Raw genomic sequence first — 20,760 nt, forward strand, 5'->3', positions numbered from 1 at the left:
ATTGCGAGTGGCCATCGCGGCAGACCGGTTTCTCCGGCTGCCGCGATGGCTATTTCCAGGCCCGGGAAGCGGGGGGCAGCAGCCATGAAACAGTTTCTGATGATGGCCTCGGCATTGTCGCTATTCCTGGCGTCGGCGGTGCTGGCGATTGGAAGCTTTTTCGTGGCCACTGGTTCGACGACGGCGTCCTCGGCGGATCCATCGCCCGCGGCGCCGTCTGCAGTGTCGGCGACGCCTGCGAGTGCCATCGAAAACAATGCCGGGCTGCCTATCCTTCATGATGCCTCGACCATTCGCAGGGTCGGTCCCCGCTTTTATACCGATCCTGAGAAAGCCCTCGATCTCGTTGGCCGGGATTGAGACTTGTCCTCAAAAGGAGTGACGCTATGACTGACAACAAAGGTCCGACTGTTATCAATGCCGGCGGCGGCGGTGCCGGCTGGGCTGTCGCCCTCATTCTGGCCGTGCTCGTGGCACTTGGCGCCTATTTCGTCTTTTCCGACGGCCGGATCACCGGCGGCGACGTCAATGTGAACGTGGCGCCGGCAGCCACCGACGCGCCTGCCGCAAGCGCTCCGGCAACGCCCGCTCCAGCCGCACCGGCACCGGCGGCACCTGCACCAGCCGCCCCGCCTGCCAGCAACTGAGCGGGCTGTCGCCATCCAGAAATGACAAAGGCCACGCCGATGATGGCGTGGCCTTCTCTTGTTCAGAGGATGGGATTACTGGCCATCCGGCAGGGCGTAGGCGATGACGTAATCGCCGCGGTCCGGCGACTGGCGGGCGCCGCCGGCCGATATCAGCACATATTGCTTGCCCGTCTTCGGCGATTTGTAGCTCATCGGGCCACCCTGACTGCCGACCGGTAGGCGGGCTTTCCAGACTTCGTCGCCAGTCTGCGTGCTGAAGGCGCGCAGATAGTAGTCCTGCGTGCCGGCGATGAAGACGAGGCCACCCTGGGTGGTCAATGTGCCGCCGAGGGTCGGCATGCCGATCGGGATTTGCAGGCCCATCTTGATGCCGAGCGGGCCGGTATCCTCGACGGTGCCGACCGGAACCTGCCAGGCGATCTTCTGAGTCTTCATGTCAATGGCCGTCAGCGTGCCGAAAGGCGGCTTCTGGCAAGGGATGCCCAACTGCGACAGGAAGCGGTTCTTGTTGACCGCGTAAGGGGTGCCCTTCATCGGCACCAGGCCCATGCCGGTATTGACACTTTCTCCGCCGGTATTGGTGCCGGTTGCGGTCTTGGTCTCGACCTTGATCATCTGGATCCACAGGCCGAGGCGCATATCGTTGACGAAGATGTAGTTGGAGTTCGGGTCCGAGGACAGGCCGCCCCAGTTCATGCCGCCAAGCGAGCCGGGGAAGCTCAGCGAGATATCGGTGTCCGGCACCGTGTAGAGCCCGTCATAGCGCATCGACTTGAAGGCAATGCGGCACAAAAGCTGGTCGATGGGCGTTGCGCCCCACATATCGGCCTCGGTCAGGGTCTGCGTGCCAATCTGCGGCATCCCGACCGACCGTGGCTGGGTCGGGGCATAGGGCTCGTCCGTGATCGTACCCGGCTTGACCGGCTGTTCGACCACTTCGGTCAACGGCTTGCCGGTGGCGCGGTCGAGCACGTAGAGCTGACCGGCCTTGGTGCCGAAGACCAGCGCCGGAACGGTCTTGCCGTCCTTCTGCGGGAAATCCACGAAGGTCGGCTGCATCGGCACGTCGAAGTCCCAGAGGTCGTTATGAACGGTCTGGTAGACCCATTTTTCGCGGCCCGTGGTGGCGTCGAGCGCCAGCATCGAGGCGCCGTATTTATGGTCGAGGGTGGTGCGGTCGGCACCCCAGAGGTCGACCGACGGGCTGCCGACCGGCATGAAGACGGTGTTGGAGGCCGGGTCGTAGGACATCGACGCCCAGACATTCGGCGTCGAGCGGGTATAGGTCTGGCCTTCAGGCGGCAGCAGCGTGATGGCCGGATTGCCCGGATCGAAGGCCCAGCGCAGGGCGCCGGTGACGGCATCGAAGCCGCGCATGACGCCGCCCGGCATGTCGGTGCTGACATTGTCGGCAATACGGCCGCCGACCACCACCGTGGTGCCGGCAAGGGTCGGTGCCGAGGTCAGCACATAGCTTGGATCCGGCGCATCGCCCATGCCGATCTTCAGGTCGACGCGGCCATTGGTGCCGAAGTCCGGGCAGAAGGCACCGGTATCGGCATCAAGCGCGATCAGTTCGGCCTGGATGGTGTTCATCAGGATGCGGCGTTCGCAGAGCGCACCGGGCGCCACGGCGACGGCGGTCACCGGTGTGGAGTTCGGTGCGGTCGGCTGCGCGACGGGCCGTGTCGCATCGAAATAGGCCAGGCCGCGGCAGCGCATCCAGACGGACGACTTGGCATTGATCTCGGCTTTCCAGATTTCCTTGCCGGTATCGGCATCGATGGCGATGACGTTGTTGTGCGGGGTGCACAGGAAGACGCGCTCTCCGACCTGAAGCGGGGTCTGCTGGTCCTCCGCGCCATTGGCGCCGGGGCTGATCGGCGTATCGCCGGTGTGATAGGTCCAGGCGACCTGCAGGCCCTTCACCGTGTCCAGATTGATCTGGTCGAGGGCGGCAAAGCGGCTACCGCCCGGCGTATTGCCGTAGTGTTCCCAGTTCTTCTGTTCCGTCTCGGGCGTGACCGCGACGCGCTCAGGAAGAGCGCCGCTGGCCGTGACCGTCGGATGGGGAATGAACATGGCGGCAAAGCCGGCGCCCGAGGCGATGGCGAGCATCAGGGCGATGGCAAACGATCCCTTGTAGGCCGGCGCCTTGCCGACGCTGCGGCGCAGCAGCGGGAAGGACAGGGCGATGACCGTGGCGCCGACGCCGAGCGCCAGCAGGCGCGAGATCAGTGGCCAATAGTCCAGGCCGACTTCCCAGATGGCCCAGCCGATGGTGGCCAGGGCGGCAATGGCGAAGATCCAGGCGCCGAGCGGGCGCCCCTTGACGATCAGAAGGCCGGAGACGACCAGCGCCAGACCCATCAGGGCAAAGTAGGCACTGCCGCCAAGCGACAGGAGATAGGCACCGCCGCCCAGCAGCGCCAGGCCGGCCAGCACGACCACGAGGCCGAGCAGGACCAGATAAAGGCGTCCGAGAATGGTCGGGGAGGAGGAAGACTGCGACATGCTGAGAGAGACTCCAAGTGATTTCTCATTCCGGAGCCTGTGCTGATATGAAATTGCATTCAAGCCACAATATTTATCAAGGGGTCTGACAGATCTGCGGTGGTGCAGAAGGCGATCCGGAATATTTCGCTCTGTCCCACCTGCATCGGTGCGACGCAAGCTATAAATTACAACAATCGTTTGGGGTAACGTTGTTGTGTAGCCTTTCTGTGTGAACGGCGCCGATCCAATCAGGCCCTAGAACCGTTCCATCTCGCGCCTGACCTTGTCGAGGAATCGGGCGCGGGTCTGGTCTGTGCAGTTGTTCATGTCGTAATGGGCGAGATATTTGACGGGCGCGCCGAGCTTGATCTGGGCGCGCAGCACGCGGGTGACGATCTTCTTCGGGGGATTGCCGACCAGGAAGGCGCGCCAGCTGGTGCCGCCATAGGTCATGACGGCGGCAAGCTTCCTGATATGGCGCAGCGTCGGCGTCAGCTTGCCGTCCTCGAGCGCAAAGGACACGCCCGGCAGCCAGACGCGGTCGAAATAGCCTTTCAGCATGGCCGGGAAACCGAAATTCCACACCGGCGTGACGATGACCAGTGCTTCTGCCGCCAGCAGCCGGTCGACATGGGTTTTCACCAGCGCCGTATTGTCGGGATAGGTGTGGTAGATCGCCCGGTCATGGGCCGAGAGAACCGGGTCGAACTCCTCTTCGTAGAGATTGCAGCCGTCGACCTCGTGGCCGGCCTTCATTAGGCTTTCGCAGGTCTGGCGATAAAGCGCCCGGCCATAGCTTTCGTCGAGGGGATGGGAGTGCAGAACGAGAACGCGCATTGTCAAAGCTCCAAGTCATTGCCCGTCGGCCAAAAGCCTTCGAGTGCAAATTCAAAACTTTCCGCGCCGTTTGTCCGAATGCCGTTTCCCCGAGTTGGGGGAGCAGCATCCATGACCGTCACCGATCATCGATCCCGTCACCTTGAGGGGCGGCCGGGATCGGGAGTACCTTCGGAATATGGCATTTCAAAAGAGGTCTCAGGCCTCCATGAAGGATTGCAGGCCGGGGAAGAGATAGTTCTTGCCGGCCTTGAAATCGAAATCGGGATTGTCCCAGGCAATCATCTTGCCGGGGTTCAAGAGACCCTTGGGATCGGTCTCCTTCTTGAAGTCGAGCTGCACGGTGTCGGTCTGCTTCATGCCGCCTTCTTCCAGCGTGTAGCGGTGTGGATTGAAGATCGGGCAGCCGTTCTCCTCGTGCAGGCGGATGATCTCTTCGAGCCGCTCCGGCGTCGTATAGCGCACCAGCGGCAGGCCGGAGCATTGGATGGCGCCACTGAACTTGATGAATTCGAGGTGGCCGATCACCTCATCGCCGAACAGCTCGACCATCTTTTCGACCTTGGCGACATGGTCCGGGCCGGGATACTGGACCTGCAGATAGGTGAAAGTCGGATCGACCTTCAGGGCGCGCAGCGTCGTGTGGTTCCAGGCCAGTTCATAGGCATGCGGCATGCCCTTCATGCTCTCGACCGTGTCGGAGCGGAAGCGCACATCGCCGTTCATCTTCTCGGCATAGGCAAGGAACGGACCCATGGAATGGGGCGCCACCATCAGCACCACCACAGACTGGCCCTCCTTCAGGTAGGGCTTGTGGCGGGTGAAATAGTCGAACGGCACGGGGGCTGCTATCGGTGCCACTTCCTTCAGCAGGATGCCGTTGCGATGGGTCAGCGCATCGGCGAAGCGCACGGCGTCCATGAACGTATCATAGCCGACGATAACATCGACCCAGTCATAGGCCGGGGCGAGCGGCATTTCCACTTCGGTGATGATGCCGTTGGTGCCATAGGCGTGGCTGACCTTCTGCAGGTCCCAGGCAGACAGGTCGAGAACGCGGGGTTCCGCTTCCATGGTAACGACGCGCAGCCGCAGGATGTTTCCGAGGTCGCGCAGGCCGCCCCAGGTGATCGAACCGACACCGCCGGAGCCGCCGGCGATGAAGCCGCCGAGCGTCGCCGTCTGGGCGGTCGAGGGATGGAAGCGCAGCTCCTGGCCGGAATGGGCCTTGGTCTGCTTGTCGAGCTGGGCAATGATCACGCCGGGCTCGCAGATGACACGGCCGGGCTGGATATCCCTGACCTTGTTCATGCCCAGGAGATTGAGCACGATGCCGCCCGACAGGGGCATGGCCTGGCCGTAATTGCCGGTGCCGCCGCCGCGCGGGGTGATCGGCGCGCCATGGGCAAAGGCGACCTTGAGGGTGGTGATCACCTCCTGCTCGCTCTTCGGCGAGACGATCAGGTCGCCGGTGACATTGTCCAGCTGACTTTTCAGGATCGGCGAATACCAGTAGAAGTCGCGGCTCTTCTGCTTGACGAGGGCCGGATTGTCCTCGACGGCGATGCCTTCGGCCTCGAGAAGGGCCTTGATCTCTGTGTAATCGGGCATGGTCAGTCTTTCACGATCGGGTCAAGGTCACGGTAATCCGGCAGGCGACGGTCGATGCCCTTGCCATTCCGCATCACGATGCGGTCAGCCTGCGGACGGGAAAGGAATTCGCTCCAGCGCCTTGCGCTGAACAGCACGAGATCGGCGGTCTGGCCGACGGCGATGCGCCCCAGATCCGGCCGGCCGAGGATATCGGCGGGCGAACGGGTGACGATGCGCGCCGCCTCGTCGAGCGGATGGTCGAGATGGAGGATGCGCACCGCCTCGCGGAACACCTCGACGGCATCGAGGTCGCCATAGGCGTAGAACGGGTCGCGGGTGTTGTCGGAGGAGACGGCGGTGGCAACGCCCGCCGCTGCCAGCTCCTTGAACAGCGTGACGCCGCGATAGCGCGGTGTGCGGCCGGGCGTGCGGTCCTGCAGATACATGTTGCACATCGGCAGCGATACGACGGCGATCTTCGCCTCCGCCACCAGATCGATGGTCGCCTTGGCAACGTCCTCGTCCTGGCGGGCCAGCGAGCAGCAATGGCCGACGGTGACGGCGCCCTCGAAGCCGTTGCGCAGCTTGGCCTCGGCGATGGACTTGAGCGTCAGCACCTGCTTGTCCTGGGTCTCGTCGACATGCAGGTCGATATCGAGCCCGTTGTCTGCGGCGGTGCGAAACAGCAGGTCGAGGCGGGCGTCGAGATCGGGCCACATCTGCGTGACGCCGCCGAGCAGCCCCTTGTGGGCGACGATGACCTCGACCAGATCCTTGAAAAAGGCCTCGTCGGTGATGGCATCGAGCGGGAAGAGGGCGACGGCCTGTAGGGCGATGCGGTCCTTCCACGCGTCGCGAACCTCCGAGAACACTTCGAACGAGATGCGGTGCTGCGGCGCCAGGCTGTCGAGATGGGTGCGGATCAGATGGGTGCCGTGGGCATAGGCTGTCTTGAGCGAAAATTCCATGCGGGCGCGCACGTCGGCGGCCGACCAGTTGGCCTCGCGGTCACTTCTGACCGCATCCAGTGCGCCCATGAAATCGCCGGTCGGATTGGGACGGCGTTCCCAGATATGGCCCTTGTCGAGATGGGTGTGCATGTCGACGAAGCAGGGCCAGGCCATGCCGCGTTGCAGATCGGCGGATGGCAGGTCGGCGGGGGCGGTGCCGGCCGGCAGCAAGGCCTCGATGCGGCCACCCGAGACGACGATATCGGCTGCGATCAGGCCTTCTTTCGCCGGTGCTGCAAAGCCATCGACGGCGACGGCCGGCAGGGTGGCATTGGCAAGCACGAAGCGATCGGCGGTCGGCAGCGACAGGAAGGAGGACGTCATCAGTTTTCTCTTTTCAGGCTGCTTTCATGCCAGCGATGCAGGCTTGCCCAGGCAATGGTGGAGGTGATGGCGAAGATCGTCACGCCGAGGGCGGAGAGCAGGAAAAGGGCGGCAAACAGGCGCGGGATATTGAGGCGGTACTGGGCCTCGAGCAGGCGGAAGGCGAGGCCCGAGCCTGCGCCGGCCGAGCCGGCGGCAAATTCGGCGACCACGGCGGCGATCAGCGCCAGGCCGCCGCCGATCTTCAATCCGGTCATGAAGTAGGGCAGGGCGGAGGGCAGCTTCAGATAGAGCAGGGTCTGCCAGCGGTTGGCGCCATAAAGATCGAACAGGTTGAGCAGGTTGTGATCGACGCTTTTCAGGCCCTGCACCATGTTGGAGAGGATCGGGAAGAAGGCGACCAGGAAGGCGCAGATCAACAGCGCCACCTGGGTCGACGGCGCATAGATCAGGATCAGCGGCGCGATGGCGACGATCGGGGTGACCTGCAGGATGACGGTGATCGGATAGAAAGCAGTCTCGATCCATTTCGACTGGACAAGGCAGATGGCAATGCCACCGCCGCCGATCAGCGCCAGAGCGAGCGAGGCCAAGGTGATTTTGGTGGTCACCCAAAGGGCGGGCGCCAGCGTGCCCCAGTCCTTGATGAGCGCGCCGGCGACCGCGACCGGCCCCGGCAGGATATATTGCGGCACGCCGGAGACCAGCACGCCGATATGCCAGAAGAGGATCAGCACGGCGACGACGGCGACCGGAACGGCGATGCGCAGCAGCGTCTCGCCATAGTGGCTGAGAAAGGTCTGCGGTTTCGGCTGCAGCAGGGTCTGGGTGTCGAGCGGTGCCATCAGTGACCGTCCTTGCCGGGTTCGAGCGGGAAGCCGATGGCCTCCAGAAGCACGTTGGAGGCCTTCTCGCAGGTGGCGCGATATTCTTCCGAGGTGCGGTAATGGGCATCGCGGTCGAGGCTGGTGTGAATCGGGAAATCGGCATGCACCCGGCCGGGCCGCGCCTTCATCACCACGATGCGGTTCGACAGGTAGGCGCTTTCGAACACCGAATGGGTGACGAAGATCACCGTGATGCCGGTCTCCTTCCAGAGCCGCAGCACATCGTCGTTCAGTCTCTGCCGGGTGATCTCGTCGAGCGCTGCAAAGGGCTCGTCCATCAACAGCAGCTTGGGCTTGGTCACCATGGCGCGGGCGATCGAGACGCGCATCTTCATGCCGCCGGACAGTTCGCGCGGATAGGCCTCGGCAAAATCGGCAAGGCCGACGGCAGACAGGGCTGCCATGATCTCGGGCCTGACGGAGGATTTCGACTGGCCGCGCAGCTTCAGCGGCAGGTAGACATTGCCGAAGACGGTCTGCCAGGGCATCAGCGTCGGCTCCTGGAAGACGAAGCTGATATCGCCCTCCGGCAGGCCGCGCGAATTGATGCGGGAGCTTGGCCAATCGATCGAGCCGGCCGAGACATCGCCAAGCCCGGCAATGATGCGCAGCGCCGTCGACTTGCCGCAGCCAGACGGCCCGAGCAGGCTGACGAACTCGCCTGGATTGACCGACAGCGACATATCGGACAGTGCCAGGGTGCCGTTGGAGAACATTTTCGACACACGGTCCATCACCACCAGCGGACGCTTGAGGGCTTCGGGCGGCAGGTTGGTCATCGGTGCGTCTGAAATGATCATTACAGGCCTTGGATACTGGGTCTCGACGGTCGCTTGGTTCGGCGTCGGGTCTTGGCTTTACCCCCCTGGATGAGGAGGGCCATCGCGTGTGAAAAGAGACCTCTCCCCAACCCTCCCCACAAGGGGGGAGGGCTTAACCTAGCCGCACCGTCGGCGGATGAAGCCGAGCGGTTTCCACAAGTCTTCTCCCCCTTGTGGGGGAGATGGCCGGCAGGCCAGAGAGGGTCTTTTTTCTTGGGCAACTGCCCTTCTTCAAGCGGCAATCGTCGATTACTTCTTCAGCGCCATCCCGACGCCCTTGCAGACGTATTTCGTCGTGAAGGCCTTGGTGTAGTCGAGGCTGGCATCGACGACGCCGATTTCGACCATGTCGTCGAAGAATTTCTTGTAGCGCGCGTCGGTCGTGCAGCCGATGCCCTTCTCAAGCGCTTCACCGGACTCGACGATGCCATATTCCTTCATCTTGGCGATCGAATATTCGATCTGGCCGTCGGTCATCTCAGGATTGTCTTTCTTGATCAGGTCGTTGGCCGGCTTGTTGTCGCCGTAGAGATAGTTGTACCAGCCTTCGATCGAGGCGTCGACGAAGCGCTGCACCAGATCCGACTTGGTCTCGACCATGGTCGCGGTCGTGGTGATCATCGTCGAATAGGGGTTGTAGCCATTGTCGGCGAGCAGGAACACCTTTGGTTCCCAGCCGGCCTGTTTGCCGATCTCGTAGGGCTCGGAGGTCAGATAGCCCTGCTGGGCGGATTTCGGATCGGCGATGAACGGCGCCGGGTTGAAGGTATAGGGCTTGTATTGCTCGTCCTTGAAGCCTTCGTAATTCTTCTTCATCCACTCGAAATAGGTGACGTAGCCGTCCTTGCCCATGAAGATGCTGTCGAGCTTGGCAAGATCGGCAAATTTTTCGATGCCCTGGTCGGGATGGGCGAGCAGAACCTGCGGATCCTTCTGGAAGATCGAGGCGATGTCGACCAGCGGCACGCCTTCCTTGATGGCGTCCATTTCGCCAAGCGGGCTGCCCATGTAGAAATCGACCTTGCCGGCGATCAGAAGCGCGCGGTTGGCGGCATTCGGACCGCCCTGCACGATGGTGACCTTGAGGCCGTATTTTTCATAGGTGCCGTCGGCGACGGCCTGGTAGAAGCCGCCATGCTCAGCCTGGGCCAGCCAGTTGGTGCCATAGCTCACTTCGTCCAGCGCAAAGGCTTGGCCGGTCGTCGAAAACGCCACCCCGAGGCCGACAAAGGCGAGAAGGGATGTGGATTTCAGTGTCTGGAGCATGTCGATCTGTTCCCCTTTTGAGCCATGCAGCGTCTTCATTGACGCCCATTTTCTTCATTTGAGCCGTTGCGTTGCGCTTTGAAAAGCATCAAAATTCGTCCGCATTGATGCCTTTGAGGCATCGCTCGCCGCTTTGTTCTCGGATTAAGCGCAATGATCAAAAAATAGGCAAGACCCAGCGTATGCTACACTCAAGAAAGCTGCAATACATTGACGAGATTGCCCGCTGCGGCTCGATCCGCAAGGCGGCGGCACGGCTCAATGTCGCCTCGTCGGCGGTCAACCGGCAGATCCTGGCGCTGGAGGAGGAATTCGGTGCGCCGATCTTCGAGCGCTTGCCGCGTGGGCTACGGCTGACGGCGGCCGGCGAACTCTGCGTCGAGCATATCCGCGATGTGCTCAAGAACTACGAGCGGCTGGAGAGCCGGATCCGCAGCCTGAAGATGCCGCAGGCCGGCAAGGTGTCGATCGTCACCACCGTCGGGCTTGCGGCCGGCCCGCTGCCGGAGATCATCAGCCGGTTCATCGAGGCGCATCCGCGGGTGCGCATCCAACTGCGCAACGATGGCGGCTCGACGACGATCAACGCGGTGCTGACCGGCGAGGTGGATATCGGCCTCGGCTTCAACATTCCAGCCACCCCCGGCATCCGGACTTTGGCCAATTTCGACATTCCGATCGGTGCGGTGCTGCCGCCCGGGCATCGGCTGGCCAAGGAGGCCGGGCCGATCGACCTGATCGACGTGGTGCAGGAAAAGCTGGTGCTGGCACAGCCGGGCACCAGCCTGCGCAATGTCATCAACTTGGCGCTGGCACCGCTACCGCTGCCGGTCGAGCCCGTGGTCGAGACCAATGCCTCGGAACTGTTGAAGCAACTGGTGAAATACGGCACGGCGCTGACCATCCTCAATCCGCTCGACGTGATCATGGAATGCCGGCGCGGCGAACTGGTATTTCGGGCCTTTGCCGACCAGCATGCGCGCCACCAGCCGATGAAGCTGTTTGCCCGCGCCCGCGCGCCGCTTGACGCCGCCACCAGCCTGTTCGTCGAGTATCTGATGCAGGAACTGCTCAATTTGGTGCAGGAACTGCAGGAGCGGGGCTATATTCCACCCGTCGAGAAAACGGCGCTGGAGCGCGGCGGACCGGACCGCGATCCAGGGTAAGCGCGCTGCGGATTTCCTTAGCGGCTGTAGAGATTGGACAGCGGATAATCGCGCAGGTCGCGCAACAGGTCGATGAAGCCGGCGACCTGATGCCGGCAGATGGCCGCACCCTTGTCGGCGGTCCCCTTGGAGGCATCGCCGACCACGCCATGCGGGTTGAGGTCATGGGCGATCCAGGCCAGCGAATGGGGCGGCAGCGGCTGCAGGAAGCGGGAATTGGCCTTCATGTCCTCGGCCTTCGAGACAAAATTCTCGGCCTTGTCCATGCGCACCAGATCGGGCCGGAAGTGCAGCATCAGCGAGGTTTCGACCTCGCCGCCATGAATGCCGAATTTCGTTTCATGTTCAGAAATCATACCGTCCGGATTGCCGAAGCGTCCCCATTGCGTACTGACCACGGCCATCTGGTGGCGGACCCTCAGTTCACGGGCGACGATGCTCATCACATCGACATTGCCGCCATGGGAATTGACGATGACCAGCTTGCGGATGCCGGCCTCGGCCACTTTCGCACCGATGGCGGTCCAGGCCGGAATGAGGATCTCCGGGTCGAAGGACAGCGTGCCGGGGCCATAGATATGCTCGTTGGCCTTGCCGATTTCCTGGGTGGGTAGGACGAGGATATCGAGATCGTCGGGACGCTGGACGCGCAGTTCGGCCAGCATGCCGTTGGCGATCGCCACATCGGTGGCGACAGGCAGGTGGGGGCCATGCTGTTCGGTCGAGGCGATCGGCAGGATGGCGATGGTTGTATCGGGGGACAGGAGCGCAAAGTCCGCGGTGTTCAGTTCGTTCCAGTAAAATGGCGTGCCCATGGCCGCTCCTTTGTTTGCAGACAATACCGATAGGACAAGATTGCAGGCTTGGAAAAGCACCAATTTGTCACCGCTATGATGCTTTTAAGGCTGCGATGACATTGCGGGCATCAGTCTGGGCCGGCAGGATGGCAAACCCCATGAACATCGGCACGCAATGGACCGCGGTGGATGGGACAGTGGGCGGTGGCGGCCCCTGGTTGTGAAGGTGGATCAAGCGCGATAGAGAGGGCTAAGCATGGAATGGCCGGAGTCCCTATGAGACGTTTGCTGCGCAGAATATTCTCCAACAGCCCCGGACACGGCAAGGGCAACGCCGCCCGGCCGCGCCTGTCGCGAAAGGGGGCCGATTTTTCTGCCATCTATGCGATCGGCGACGTGCATGGGTGTTATGCGGAGCTTCTGGACGCAGAACGGCGTATCCTGCGCGATGCCAGCGAGCGGGAAGGCCGCAAGCTGATCGTCATGCTCGGCGATTATATCGACCGGGGACCCAATTCCAGCCAGGTGCTCGACCATCTCTGCCGGCCGCCGCCGCCGGGTTTCGAGCGGGTGGCGCTGTGCGGCAATCATGACGACGTCTTCCTGCAGTTCATCGATACGCCACGCGACCATATGGAATGGCTCGAACTGGGCGGGCGGGAGACGCTCTTTTCCTATGGCATCGATGCCAGCCATATCCTGCAGCGCTCCGGTGGCGAAAAGATGCTGGCGGATACCGTCCGCCAGACCATCCCGGCGCATCATGTGGATTTCCTGCAAGGCCTGCCGTCCCTGCTCTGCGTTGGCCGGTTGGTGTTCGTGCATGCCGGGCTCAGGCCGGGGGTGCCGCTGGAAGACCAGATCGACGAGGACCTGATGTGGATCCGCGAGCCGTTCCTGAGCCGCGGCCCGGATCTGCCGGTGCTGGTAATCCACGGCCACACGCCATCACCCGAAGTGGTGTATGGCACGGCCCGTGTCTGTATCGATACCGCGGCCTTTGCCACCGGGCGGCTGACGGCGCTGAAGCTGGCGGACGGGGCGGCCGAGGAGATCTGATTCCTGGGCTGTTGCCGGGCAGTTCGGCTCAAGGGCGAGGCAGGGTGATGCCGGCCGCTTCGATCCGGGAGCGGCGCGGTTCGCCGATCAGGGCCGCTGCACTTCTTAGATAGGGCAGCAGGGTTTCGCTCGGCGCTGCCAGCGTCGATTTCAGCATGGGCATCGGCGCTTGCGTCAGGAGCAGCCGAAGATCGCTGTCGACGGCGCGCGATGCTTCCTGCAGGGTTGCGGCATTCAGCTTGTTCCACAGGACGAAACGCGCCGCGACGATGTTCGGCTCGGCGGGGGCGAGATTGACGGACTGGGTCATCAGATGGGCCAGTTCGCGGGGCTCGGCAGCAATGGCAAACCGCACCATGGCCAGCCGCACCCAGAGATTGCCGTCGCCCGGCGAGCAGGCGAGGGCATGGTGCAGGTAATCCTCCGATCGCGCCATGGCCGCCGCCCAGGCCTCGTAATCGTCGGTGGAATTCTGTCGATCGAGATCGGCGAGAAGCACCGTCAACCCGGCACGCACGATGTCGGAGCGGCAATAGCCCGCAGCCACGATGCCGGTCGTTTGCTTGATGTAGGTCGGAATGGCGTCGGCCGAGATCGGCTCGGCCCGCTCGATCTTCTTGGCCAGCAGCATCAATGTGGCGAAGCGGGCGGTCGTGACCTGCTGCCAGATAGAAAATGCCAGCAGCAGGGCGGCGATGGCCGCAAAGCCGAGCAGGGCCGGAGAATAGGTCGGCCCCTTTTGCGGGCTCTCAGTCTTCACGATAGTAGGACAGATAACGGGACGAGTAATATTCGCTCGAGCCATAGGCGCGATAAAGCTTCATCTTGTCTTCATCGACCTTGTTGAGCACGACGCCGGCGCATTTGTCATAGACCTCCATGTCGCTGGCCAGGATGGACTTGACGGCCTTGCGCGAAGTGTTGCCCCATTCGATGACGTAGATGAAACTGTCGACCCGCGAGGCGATGGCGCGCGCGTCGACAACCGGGCCGAGCGGCGGCAGGTCGAGGACGATGTAATCGAAGCCGGTCTTGGCGGTTTCGATGATGGCGTTCATCGCCGGCGAGGCCAGCAGTTCGGAGGAATGCGGCACGCGGCGCGTGACGACGGCCGGCAGGAAGGCAAGCTTGGTCTTCTGGTTCAACAGCAGGAGATCGCGCACCGGGCGGTTGTCGATGAGGGCCTCGAGCAGACCAGCCTCGGCATTGCGGCCGATGGCGCGGGTGGCGCCGGGATTGCGAAGATCGGAATCGATCAGCAGGGTTCTGGCACCCTGCATGGCCAGCAGCTCGGCGAAATTGACGGCCACCGTCGACTTGCCCTCGCCGGGCAGGGTCGAGACGATGCCGATCACCTTGGCGCGGTTCTCCTTGACGCTGAGATCGATGGCGATCTTGGCGCTGCGCAGGGTTTCGGCAAACATCGACAAGGGATGATCGACGACATAATTGTTGATGCTGTTGACCTTGCGGATATTGCGCGGGTGTTCGCTGTCGTTCGGGCCGATCTTATAGGGCTCGATGGCAACCAGCGGCACGGTGCCGAGGAATTCCAGGCCAAGCGCCTCGCGCACCTGGTCGCCGGTGCGGAAGAACCGGTCGCGGAATTCGCGGAAGGCGCCAAGCCCGGCCCCCAGCGCGCCGCCAAGCACAATGCTGAGCGCCAGCACGAGGGACTTGCGCGGGTGGCTGGGTGCGGTCGGCGGCGTAGCGCGGGAGATCACTCGAGCCTCGGTGATCGGGAAGGACTGCTGCTGGGTCGCTTCCTGGAAGCGTTGCAGGAAGGTCTGGTAGAGGTTGCGATAGGTCTCGGCGGTGCGCTCCAATTCGCGCAACTGCACCTGCGTCTCCCCGGCAATGGCGCTGACCCCTTGCGCTTCCTTGACGCTCTGGCGCAAGGCGCTCTCGCGCGACTGGGCGACGGTGACTTCGCTCTGGTAGCTTTCGGCGATGCGGCCGAGTTCCTCGAACATCAGGCGCTCGAACTCGCGCATCTCGCTGCGCAGCCGGACGGCCTGGATATGGTTCGGGCCAAGGCGGCTGGAGATTTCAGCCTCCATCTTGGAGGCTTCGAGAAACTTCTTGCGCAAGTCGTTGGAGATCGAGCTTTCCAGCACGTCGGTGACGATGGCGTCGGTGCGGCCGGCATCGATGATCGACTTGATGCGATCGTAACGGGCCGCCGCCTTGGCGGTTTCCGCCTGGGCGACGATCAGGGCGCTGTTCAGTTCGGACAGCTGCTGGTCGGTGATCAGCTTGCCATCGGCGGCCACCAGGCCGTTTTCGCCGCGGAACTTCTGGACCGCGAAGTCCGATTCGAGCGCCTTGAGCTTCAACTCGTCGATGCGTTCCTGGAGCCAGTCGCTGGCCCGTCGGGTCGCGTCGTATTTCGAGTTGAGCTTGTCGAGCAGATAAGCGTCGGCCAGCGCATTGGCGATGTAGGCGGCCTGCTCGGCGGACCGGGAGGTATAGCCGATCTGCAGGACATAGCTGCGGCCGGCTCGCACGACACTCAGATTGTCGAGAATGATGCCGACGGCCTGGCGGGTCCGGGCCTCGGTCTCGTCGATCAGCGGCTTTTCGGCGGCAAACCAGCTCGAAACATCGAAAAGAGATCGGACAAAGCCGATCACCGAAGAGAGCGGAGAGTTCGCGTTGTTGAGGAAAGCGGGATCATCGGCGAGCTTCAGTTTCGACACGACGGCCAAGGCGATCGTGTCGGATTTGAGAAGTTCGACCTGGCTCAGCACCGAGGCTTCGTCATCGACCATGCTGCCGATGGTCGACAGCTGGTTGACGATCTCGCTATTGCTGCGGTCGATCAGCACGCTGGCGGCCGAGGTGTACATCGGCACGGCGGTGAAGACATAGAGCGCCGCAACAACGACGGCCGCGACAATCGCCACCAGCCCGACCCGCCATTGCCGGCGGAAGATCGAGATCAGCTTGTCGATGTCAAGGCCATCTTCGGCAGTGTCGTTGCTGTCCCAATCGTCTCTCTGGCCGTCTCTGTGGCGGGAAGCGATCCTATCTGGTGATAACAAACACGCACCTCATACAAATCGAATTCCCGCTGCGTCGCAGACGGGCCGTTGCGTCAGAACCTTACTGGTTGGTGACGCTGACGGACGAATCCGTGCTTGAGAAGTACTGTCCGCTGCCGCTGGTCGAATAGCCGCCGCCGTTCTGGGCGACGCTGGTGCTGCCCGAAAGGCTGCCGGAGCCGGTGCCAGCGGTGCCGCCGCCGCCAATGCCCGAAGCCGCCGTGCCGCCACCGCCGACAGCGCTTGCCGTGACGCCGCCTGCCACTGCCGCAGTCTGCACTTCATTGGAAGCCGCCAGGAAGGCGGTGATGACCTCCGGCGAACTGACGCCGGCAACCTTCTCCTGGATCAGGGCTGCATATTCGGGATTGATGGCCGCACAGGCTTTTGCGGCGCGGGCAAGACCCGAGCCGATCGCCGACTTCTGGTCGGGATTGGCCTGATCGAGAAGGCTGAGTATCATGTCGATCGACGCCATGCTGGAGCCGGCCAGCGAGCGAACCTTGGTGGACATCGGCAGGCCGCCGGTCGGGTTCTCGTTCAGCAGAGACGTCGGCGAGGCGATAAAGGCGTTGACATCTGCATCGCTCAGTTTTGCCGGCGACTGAAAGCAGCCGGCCGACTGCGCAAAGGCACCGGTTGTGGTAACGGCGGAGGCGAGCAAAGCGAGAACAACGCTGGCTCCGATCTTGAGGAGAGTGTTCGACATCTCGTTAGTGTCCCTTCGTAACTCTTTAAAACTTTGTTAATCAGTCTAACGTCAGCAACAAGACTTTGCAATGCCAGTAAATCCCGGGATCGATTCATGTTTAATTTGCTCGATCCCGAGTCTTCTTAGTCTGCAAGTTCCTCGATTGCATCGCGTGTTGCCACTGCATCGGACGACATGCCGGACGCCGACGAGGTGACGGCGTTGGCGATATCGAGGACCTTGATCAGCTCAACAGAGTCGGAGTTCGACACGTAGAGAAGATCCTTGTCCTGCATGGCGAATTTCTGGGTGGCGAAGAAGGCCGAGGGATCGCGCAGGTTGGCCCGGAAGATGACCGGTATGCTGGACGAGGTAAATTGCGAGGTATTGATCCCCATCTTCTCCAGGATCTTGCGGTCGACCGAACGATAGAGCGCCACCTGGGCGGGATCGGCGCGGCTGTCGAGAAGGCCGCCAGCCTTGGCCAGCGCTTCGCCGAGCGACAGATTGGATTCCTCGAAATCGAAGCGACCGTTGAGACCGGAGGCGCCGAAGGCGAGGTAGGTACGGCGTTCGCGGTCGACGAAGACCGTGTCATTGGGCGCCAGGTAGATGTTTTCGGCCGGCGTATTGGATAGCTTCTCGTAGGACACCGTTGCCGTGCGGCCGTTGCGCTGCAGGGTCACGTAGGTTTCCACGCCCGGCGAGCTGATGCCGCCGGCCGTCGAGATGACGTCCAGAACCCGTTCGCCGCCGGCAGTGATCTCCACCTTCTGCGGCTCGTTGACGTCGCCGAGAACCGCCACCTGGCTCGATCTGCTGGCGGTGACGGTTATGACGACCTGCGGCTCGATGGCGCGATTGGCCAGCAGATCCTCGATCTCCCGTTCGACCTGTTCCTTGGGCCGTCCGGCGGCATGGATGCGGCCGGCATAGGGCACGCTCAGATTGCCGGCACTGTCGATCGACTGGGGCGGCAGGGTGATATAGTTGCCGGGACGGCTGCCGGCATCGCTTGGAATGAACAGGCCGCCGGCCTGGGCTTCGAAGATCGACACCTCGATCGTGTCGCCGATCCCCAGCGGAATGCTCGGCGGCCCACCGCGCCCGCCGCCGAAGCCGTCTTTCAATGACGACACGGTCTCCGTCTCAAAGTATCCGAGCATGCTCTTTTCAATATCGATCAACACATAGTCTATGCCGACCTTGCGGCCCTCGGTACTTACCTTGATCGATGCTTCACCATCGATCGAACGGTAGGACGGCCCGGAATTCGGAAAGGACGTGCAGCTCGAAAGAAGAGCCGAGATTGCAATGACTGTAATCTTCCGGTTCAATGAAAGCATACGCGATAGCCCATCCTAAATGTCTGTTAAGACTCTAATGCCATCGCTTGTTGCTATTTTCCAGAGTGACTCCGTGACTATTTTTCACAGTTATTGTGACTGTAGTGTCTATGTTGCATTTGTGACACGATCTTTATTCAATTCAGTTTGGCTAGAATCAAATTAGACTCCTGATTTTTGACTATTTTTTAATCGCAGTGAGTTTTAAAAAGCCAATATTGTATCCGTTCATTCCACCAATCGCCAAGTATTTGTGCAATTCTCGACGTTTCTTTGCTATCTTCCTTTTAATGTCGTTATCGCTAAAAAATGGCGCTGCTGTTTTGAATTTTCACTGACGACGCCTGGATTTTGCCGGTTTTTCCGATCGGGCGATGGAGATCGAGGCCAACGGTGCCAGAAGAGCGGCAAAATAGAGGGCGACGCCGGGGATCTGCAGGGAGAAATCGAGCAGCGCGTGCAGGCTGACGAGAATCACCGCCGCTATGGCGACGGCTGGATAGAGTCTGGCCTTCTGCCTGTGTCGCAAGCCTTTGACGAAGGAGGACAGCAGGATCACCAGTGCAGACACGATAGCCGGCAGGGCAATGACGCCCAGCCCGAGTAGGGCTTCGAGGTAGGAGTTGTGGGCGCGGTCCCAGATGCCAACCAGTCCGCATTCGGCCGGGCGATAGGGCGGAAAGGCCTGGAGAAATGTACCGAAGCCGGTTCCTGTCCACCAATTGCCCGCGATGGCATCGAGAAGCCCCGGCATGATGCAGAAGCGGCCGTCTTCCAGTCCCTGCATCTCGGCCCGCAATTGCGCCCGGCCGGTCAGGGCGTAGGCGACAACAAGAATGAGAACGGTTGCAATGACCATGCGGACGGCTTTGCGCAGCGGGCCGGATCGACGGCCCTGACGCATCGGCGAGGCCTGGTCCTGCCAATTGGCTGCCAGAACCGGAAGCAGGAAGAAAAGGGCTGCGAAGGTGCTGGCGACGCCGGCCCTGGATGTCGTGAGGATGAGGGCGGCAAGCGTTGCCAGCAGCAGGGTGACCTGCAGCAGCAGGTCGCGCAGCAGCTTGGCCGACTGGCGGGATGCGCCGTTGAGAATCCAGTCGCGCAGCGCCCGTAGCGCACCCTGCTGCAGCGACAGCGTGACGAGTCCGGTCAGAAGGAGGGCGACGAGCCCCAGGAAGGTCGCTGCCGTGTTGCGGTTGACGAAGACGGCGGTCAGGCTGTTCAGATAATAGCGCTTTTCCATGACGAGCAGCGTGCCTGGAAAAAACAGGAACTGGACGAGAGCGAAGATGGCGATGAGCCCTCCGGCCAGCGCCAGCCACCGCACCATCATGGCGGCGCGCTCGTCTGAGGTGCTGAGGATGAGCCCGGTCAGGAATATAAGGAAGGGAATGGCGAGGCGCAGCAGGGATTCCAGCGTATCGCCCGGCGCCAGGGATATGGCGCCGCCGACAGGGCCGGTGACCGGCTCGGCATCTTTCCATGCGGGGTGGGCGAGGCCGGCCCAGGACAGGTCGAGGCTTTGCAGAAGCACCCAGCCGCACAGCACAGCCAGCAGCATCAGGCTCAGGCGAAACAGCGGCTTGGCGCGCGATGGCGCGCCAAGCAGGCCGGCTGCCGCCAGCGCCAGAACGCAGACAGCGATGGCAACCAGCATGAACGGCGCCGTGCCGACAGAGCCGAGCGGCAGGAGCGCGGCGATTGTAACGGCGATATAGCCATAGACCAGCCAGTCGCGCGCCGCCGATGAACGTCCAATGACTGCAATCGTGTGTTCCGCCACGCAGTATATCCTCTTGATATCTTCTTGTGCCTCGCCGCACTTCATCAAGCCTATGCCTGTGTCCGACACTATGAAGCGGACGCCTGCAGTTGTCTTTGACCAATAAAGCTCGTCAGCAGAGGTCGTGACAACAAAAATCGAGTTTCACTAAAATTTTCACTTTCCACTTAAGCGGCCTGAAAAAGCCGGCGTGTATTGTCTGCATTACGGGCGGTCAAGAACGTGGTTCTTCTTGATGCATGAAGCAGTCCGGAGTGTCGGAATGTATTCCGTCAGCCAGTTAAGCGCGCACGACAAGAAGAAGCGCACGACGAGACCTTTGAACGGGGACAAGGACATGTGGAAGAAATATCTCAATGTAGCCGCACTCTCGGCGATGATCGTTCTGGGCGTTGAGCCTGCGCAGGCAGCCGGCCCTGGCGGCTTTGCGCGCAATCTGATGAATTCTCCCGGCGTCAGCTACATCGTCGCCAACAAGCCGACGCTTGCGCCGTTCGCCCATGTGCGGTTCTGCCTGCAGAACCCCGGCGAATGCAGCCGTAGCTATGGCGTCTCCACCGTGGTGCTCTCGTCCTACCGCTACAGCCAGTTGAAGCGCATCAATGCAAGCGTCAACCGTTCGATCCGCCCGATCAATGATGCCAGCCGGATCGACGGCGATATCTGGCAGATCGGCGCCAATTCCGGAGATTGCGAAGATTATGCGCTGACCAAGCGCAAGCGGCTGATCGCCATGGGCTGGTCGCCGCGCGCCCTGCGCATCGCGGTGGCCCATACCGGCACAGGCGAAGGCCATGCGGTTCTGGTCGTCAAGACCAGCCAGGGCGATCTGGTGCTCGACAATCGCACCAATGGCATCAAGCCATGGGCTTCGACCGACCTGCGCTGGGTAAAAATCCAGTCCGGCGACAATCCGCGCCTCTGGTATACGATGTAGGTTTGCCGCCGCCTGTCATTTCTAGACGTTCCCACTTTTGCGGGGGAGCGCAA

18 protein-coding genes are annotated in these 20,760 nt (G+C 62.0%); 5 read left to right on the top strand and 13 right to left on the bottom strand.

Annotated features, from left to right (window positions below; genetic code table 11):
* The first annotated feature begins 84 nt into the window (after positions 1-84).
* Together HFC70_RS04670 and HFC70_RS26755 are read left to right on the top strand one after the other, a co-directional pair.
* Positions 85-360: a hypothetical protein gene (locus HFC70_RS04670; protein WP_168472046.1), complete on the top strand. Its 276-nt coding sequence runs from the start codon at positions 85-87 to the stop codon at positions 358-360.
* Between the two features lie 26 nt (positions 361-386).
* The gene (locus tag HFC70_RS26755) at positions 387-647 is read left to right on the top strand and encodes a hypothetical protein (protein WP_210259134.1); all 261 of its coding nucleotides are present in this window, start codon (positions 387-389) and stop codon (positions 645-647) included.
* Positions 648-722: 75 nt separating this feature from the next.
* Here HFC70_RS26755 and HFC70_RS04680 read toward each other — a convergent pair whose 3' ends face one another.
* The 7 genes from HFC70_RS04680 to HFC70_RS04710 form a co-directional block, all read right to left on the bottom strand.
* On the bottom strand, positions 723-3,164 hold the full coding sequence (locus tag HFC70_RS04680) for a glucose/quinate/shikimate family membrane-bound PQQ-dependent dehydrogenase (protein WP_168472047.1): 2,442 nt from the start codon (positions 3,162-3,164) through the stop codon (positions 723-725).
* A gap of 237 nt (positions 3,165-3,401) precedes the next feature.
* Complete coding sequence (locus HFC70_RS04685) at positions 3,402-3,983, bottom strand: NAD(P)H-dependent oxidoreductase (RefSeq protein WP_168472048.1); 582 nt, start codon at positions 3,981-3,983, stop codon at positions 3,402-3,404.
* A 198-nt stretch (positions 3,984-4,181) separates the two neighbouring features.
* Positions 4,182-5,594, bottom strand: a complete 1,413-nt coding sequence (locus HFC70_RS04690) for an FAD-binding oxidoreductase (RefSeq protein WP_168472049.1) — start codon at positions 5,592-5,594, stop codon at positions 4,182-4,184.
* Between the two features lie 2 nt (positions 5,595-5,596).
* A complete protein-coding gene (locus HFC70_RS04695) occupies positions 5,597-6,910 on the bottom strand; it encodes a cytosine deaminase (RefSeq protein ID WP_168472050.1) in 1,314 nt (437 codons plus the stop codon).
* On the bottom strand, positions 6,910-7,755 hold the full coding sequence (locus HFC70_RS04700) for an ABC transporter permease (protein ID WP_168472051.1): 846 nt from the start codon (positions 7,753-7,755) through the stop codon (positions 6,910-6,912). Before HFC70_RS04700 ends, HFC70_RS04695 begins: the two co-directional genes overlap by 1 nt.
* The gene (locus HFC70_RS04705) at positions 7,755-8,597 is read right to left on the bottom strand and encodes an ABC transporter ATP-binding protein (RefSeq protein WP_210259135.1); all 843 of its coding nucleotides are present in this window, start codon (positions 8,595-8,597) and stop codon (positions 7,755-7,757) included. Before HFC70_RS04705 ends, HFC70_RS04700 begins: the two co-directional genes overlap by 1 nt.
* A gap of 270 nt (positions 8,598-8,867) precedes the next feature.
* Positions 8,868-9,884: an ABC transporter substrate-binding protein gene (locus HFC70_RS04710; protein ID WP_168472052.1), complete on the bottom strand. Its 1,017-nt coding sequence runs from the start codon at positions 9,882-9,884 to the stop codon at positions 8,868-8,870.
* 182 nt (positions 9,885-10,066) lie between these two features.
* Here HFC70_RS04710 and HFC70_RS04715 point away from each other — a divergent pair, with 182 nt between their 5' ends.
* Entirely contained in the window at positions 10,067-11,050 is a 984-nt protein-coding gene (locus tag HFC70_RS04715; protein ID WP_168472053.1) for a LysR family transcriptional regulator, read from the top strand.
* A 17-nt stretch (positions 11,051-11,067) separates the two neighbouring features.
* On the opposite strand, the gene HFC70_RS04720 is transcribed toward HFC70_RS04715, so the two are convergent.
* Entirely contained in the window at positions 11,068-11,865 is a 798-nt protein-coding gene (locus HFC70_RS04720; RefSeq protein WP_168472054.1) for a creatininase family protein, read from the bottom strand.
* A 258-nt stretch (positions 11,866-12,123) separates the two neighbouring features.
* Here HFC70_RS04720 and HFC70_RS04725 point away from each other — a divergent pair, with 258 nt between their 5' ends.
* The gene (locus HFC70_RS04725; protein ID WP_168472055.1) at positions 12,124-12,906 is read left to right on the top strand and encodes a metallophosphoesterase family protein; all 783 of its coding nucleotides are present in this window, start codon (positions 12,124-12,126) and stop codon (positions 12,904-12,906) included.
* Between the two features lie 28 nt (positions 12,907-12,934).
* Here the strand turns inward: HFC70_RS04725 and HFC70_RS04730 are convergent, their stop codons facing one another.
* The 5 genes from HFC70_RS04730 to HFC70_RS27240 all read right to left on the bottom strand — a co-directional run bounded on the left by HFC70_RS04730 (position 12,935) and on the right by HFC70_RS27240 (position 19,770).
* Positions 12,935-13,666 carry a hypothetical protein gene (locus HFC70_RS04730; protein ID WP_168472056.1) on the bottom strand — a complete coding sequence of 244 codons (732 nt, stop codon included), beginning with the start codon at positions 13,664-13,666 and terminating at the stop codon, positions 12,935-12,937.
* The gene (locus HFC70_RS04735; RefSeq protein ID WP_368669547.1) at positions 13,656-15,932 is read right to left on the bottom strand and encodes a polysaccharide biosynthesis tyrosine autokinase; all 2,277 of its coding nucleotides are present in this window, start codon (positions 15,930-15,932) and stop codon (positions 13,656-13,658) included. The genes HFC70_RS04730 and HFC70_RS04735 overlap by 11 nt, the downstream gene beginning before the upstream one ends.
* A 79-nt stretch (positions 15,933-16,011) precedes the next feature.
* Complete coding sequence (locus tag HFC70_RS04740; protein WP_168472058.1) at positions 16,012-16,659, bottom strand: hypothetical protein; 648 nt, start codon at positions 16,657-16,659, stop codon at positions 16,012-16,014.
* Between the two features lie 125 nt (positions 16,660-16,784).
* Complete coding sequence (locus tag HFC70_RS04745; protein ID WP_168472059.1) at positions 16,785-17,987, bottom strand: polysaccharide biosynthesis/export family protein; 1,203 nt, start codon at positions 17,985-17,987, stop codon at positions 16,785-16,787.
* A gap of 331 nt (positions 17,988-18,318) precedes the next feature.
* Positions 18,319-19,770, bottom strand: a complete 1,452-nt coding sequence (locus HFC70_RS27240; protein ID WP_168472060.1) for an O-antigen ligase family protein — start codon at positions 19,768-19,770, stop codon at positions 18,319-18,321.
* Between the two features lie 262 nt (positions 19,771-20,032).
* Here HFC70_RS27240 and HFC70_RS04755 point away from each other — a divergent pair, with 262 nt between their 5' ends.
* On the top strand, positions 20,033-20,707 hold the full coding sequence (locus tag HFC70_RS04755) for a transglutaminase-like cysteine peptidase (RefSeq protein ID WP_246735646.1): 675 nt from the start codon (positions 20,033-20,035) through the stop codon (positions 20,705-20,707).
* The last annotated feature ends 53 nt before the right edge of the window (positions 20,708-20,760 follow it).

This window comes from Agrobacterium sp. a22-2, assembly GCF_012276985.1.
Lineage (GTDB): Bacteria > Pseudomonadota > Alphaproteobacteria > Rhizobiales > Rhizobiaceae > Allorhizobium.

What these genes read in the sequence shown, in the direction of transcription:
- HFC70_RS04745 (WP_168472059.1), bottom strand. Translation starts at nt 17,987, where the DNA reads ATGCTTTCATTGAACCGGAAGATTACAGTCATTGCAATCTCGGCTCTT.
- HFC70_RS04700 (WP_168472051.1), bottom strand. Translation starts at nt 7,755, where the DNA reads ATGGCACCGCTCGACACCCAGACCCTGCTGCAGCCGAAACCGCAGACC.
- HFC70_RS04705 (WP_210259135.1), bottom strand. Translation starts at nt 8,597, where the DNA reads ATGATCATTTCAGACGCACCGATGACCAACCTGCCGCCCGAAGCCCTC.
- HFC70_RS04740 (WP_168472058.1), bottom strand. Translation starts at nt 16,659, where the DNA reads ATGTCGAACACTCTCCTCAAGATCGGAGCCAGCGTTGTTCTCGCTTTG.
- HFC70_RS26755 (WP_210259134.1), top strand. Translation starts at nt 387, where the DNA reads ATGACTGACAACAAAGGTCCGACTGTTATCAATGCCGGCGGCGGCGGT.
- HFC70_RS04670 (WP_168472046.1), top strand. Translation starts at nt 85, where the DNA reads ATGAAACAGTTTCTGATGATGGCCTCGGCATTGTCGCTATTCCTGGCG.
- HFC70_RS04685 (WP_168472048.1), bottom strand. Translation starts at nt 3,983, where the DNA reads ATGCGCGTTCTCGTTCTGCACTCCCATCCCCTCGACGAAAGCTATGGC.
- HFC70_RS04715 (WP_168472053.1), top strand. Translation starts at nt 10,067, where the DNA reads ATGCTACACTCAAGAAAGCTGCAATACATTGACGAGATTGCCCGCTGC.
- HFC70_RS04725 (WP_168472055.1), top strand. Translation starts at nt 12,124, where the DNA reads ATGAGACGTTTGCTGCGCAGAATATTCTCCAACAGCCCCGGACACGGC.
- HFC70_RS04710 (WP_168472052.1), bottom strand. Translation starts at nt 9,884, where the DNA reads ATGCTCCAGACACTGAAATCCACATCCCTTCTCGCCTTTGTCGGCCTC.
- HFC70_RS04720 (WP_168472054.1), bottom strand. Translation starts at nt 11,865, where the DNA reads ATGGGCACGCCATTTTACTGGAACGAACTGAACACCGCGGACTTTGCG.
- HFC70_RS04695 (WP_168472050.1), bottom strand. Translation starts at nt 6,910, where the DNA reads ATGACGTCCTCCTTCCTGTCGCTGCCGACCGCCGATCGCTTCGTGCTT.
- HFC70_RS04680 (WP_168472047.1), bottom strand. Translation starts at nt 3,164, where the DNA reads ATGTCGCAGTCTTCCTCCTCCCCGACCATTCTCGGACGCCTTTATCTG.
- HFC70_RS04690 (WP_168472049.1), bottom strand. Translation starts at nt 5,594, where the DNA reads ATGCCCGATTACACAGAGATCAAGGCCCTTCTCGAGGCCGAAGGCATC.
- HFC70_RS04755 (WP_246735646.1), top strand. Translation starts at nt 20,033, where the DNA reads ATGTATTCCGTCAGCCAGTTAAGCGCGCACGACAAGAAGAAGCGCACG.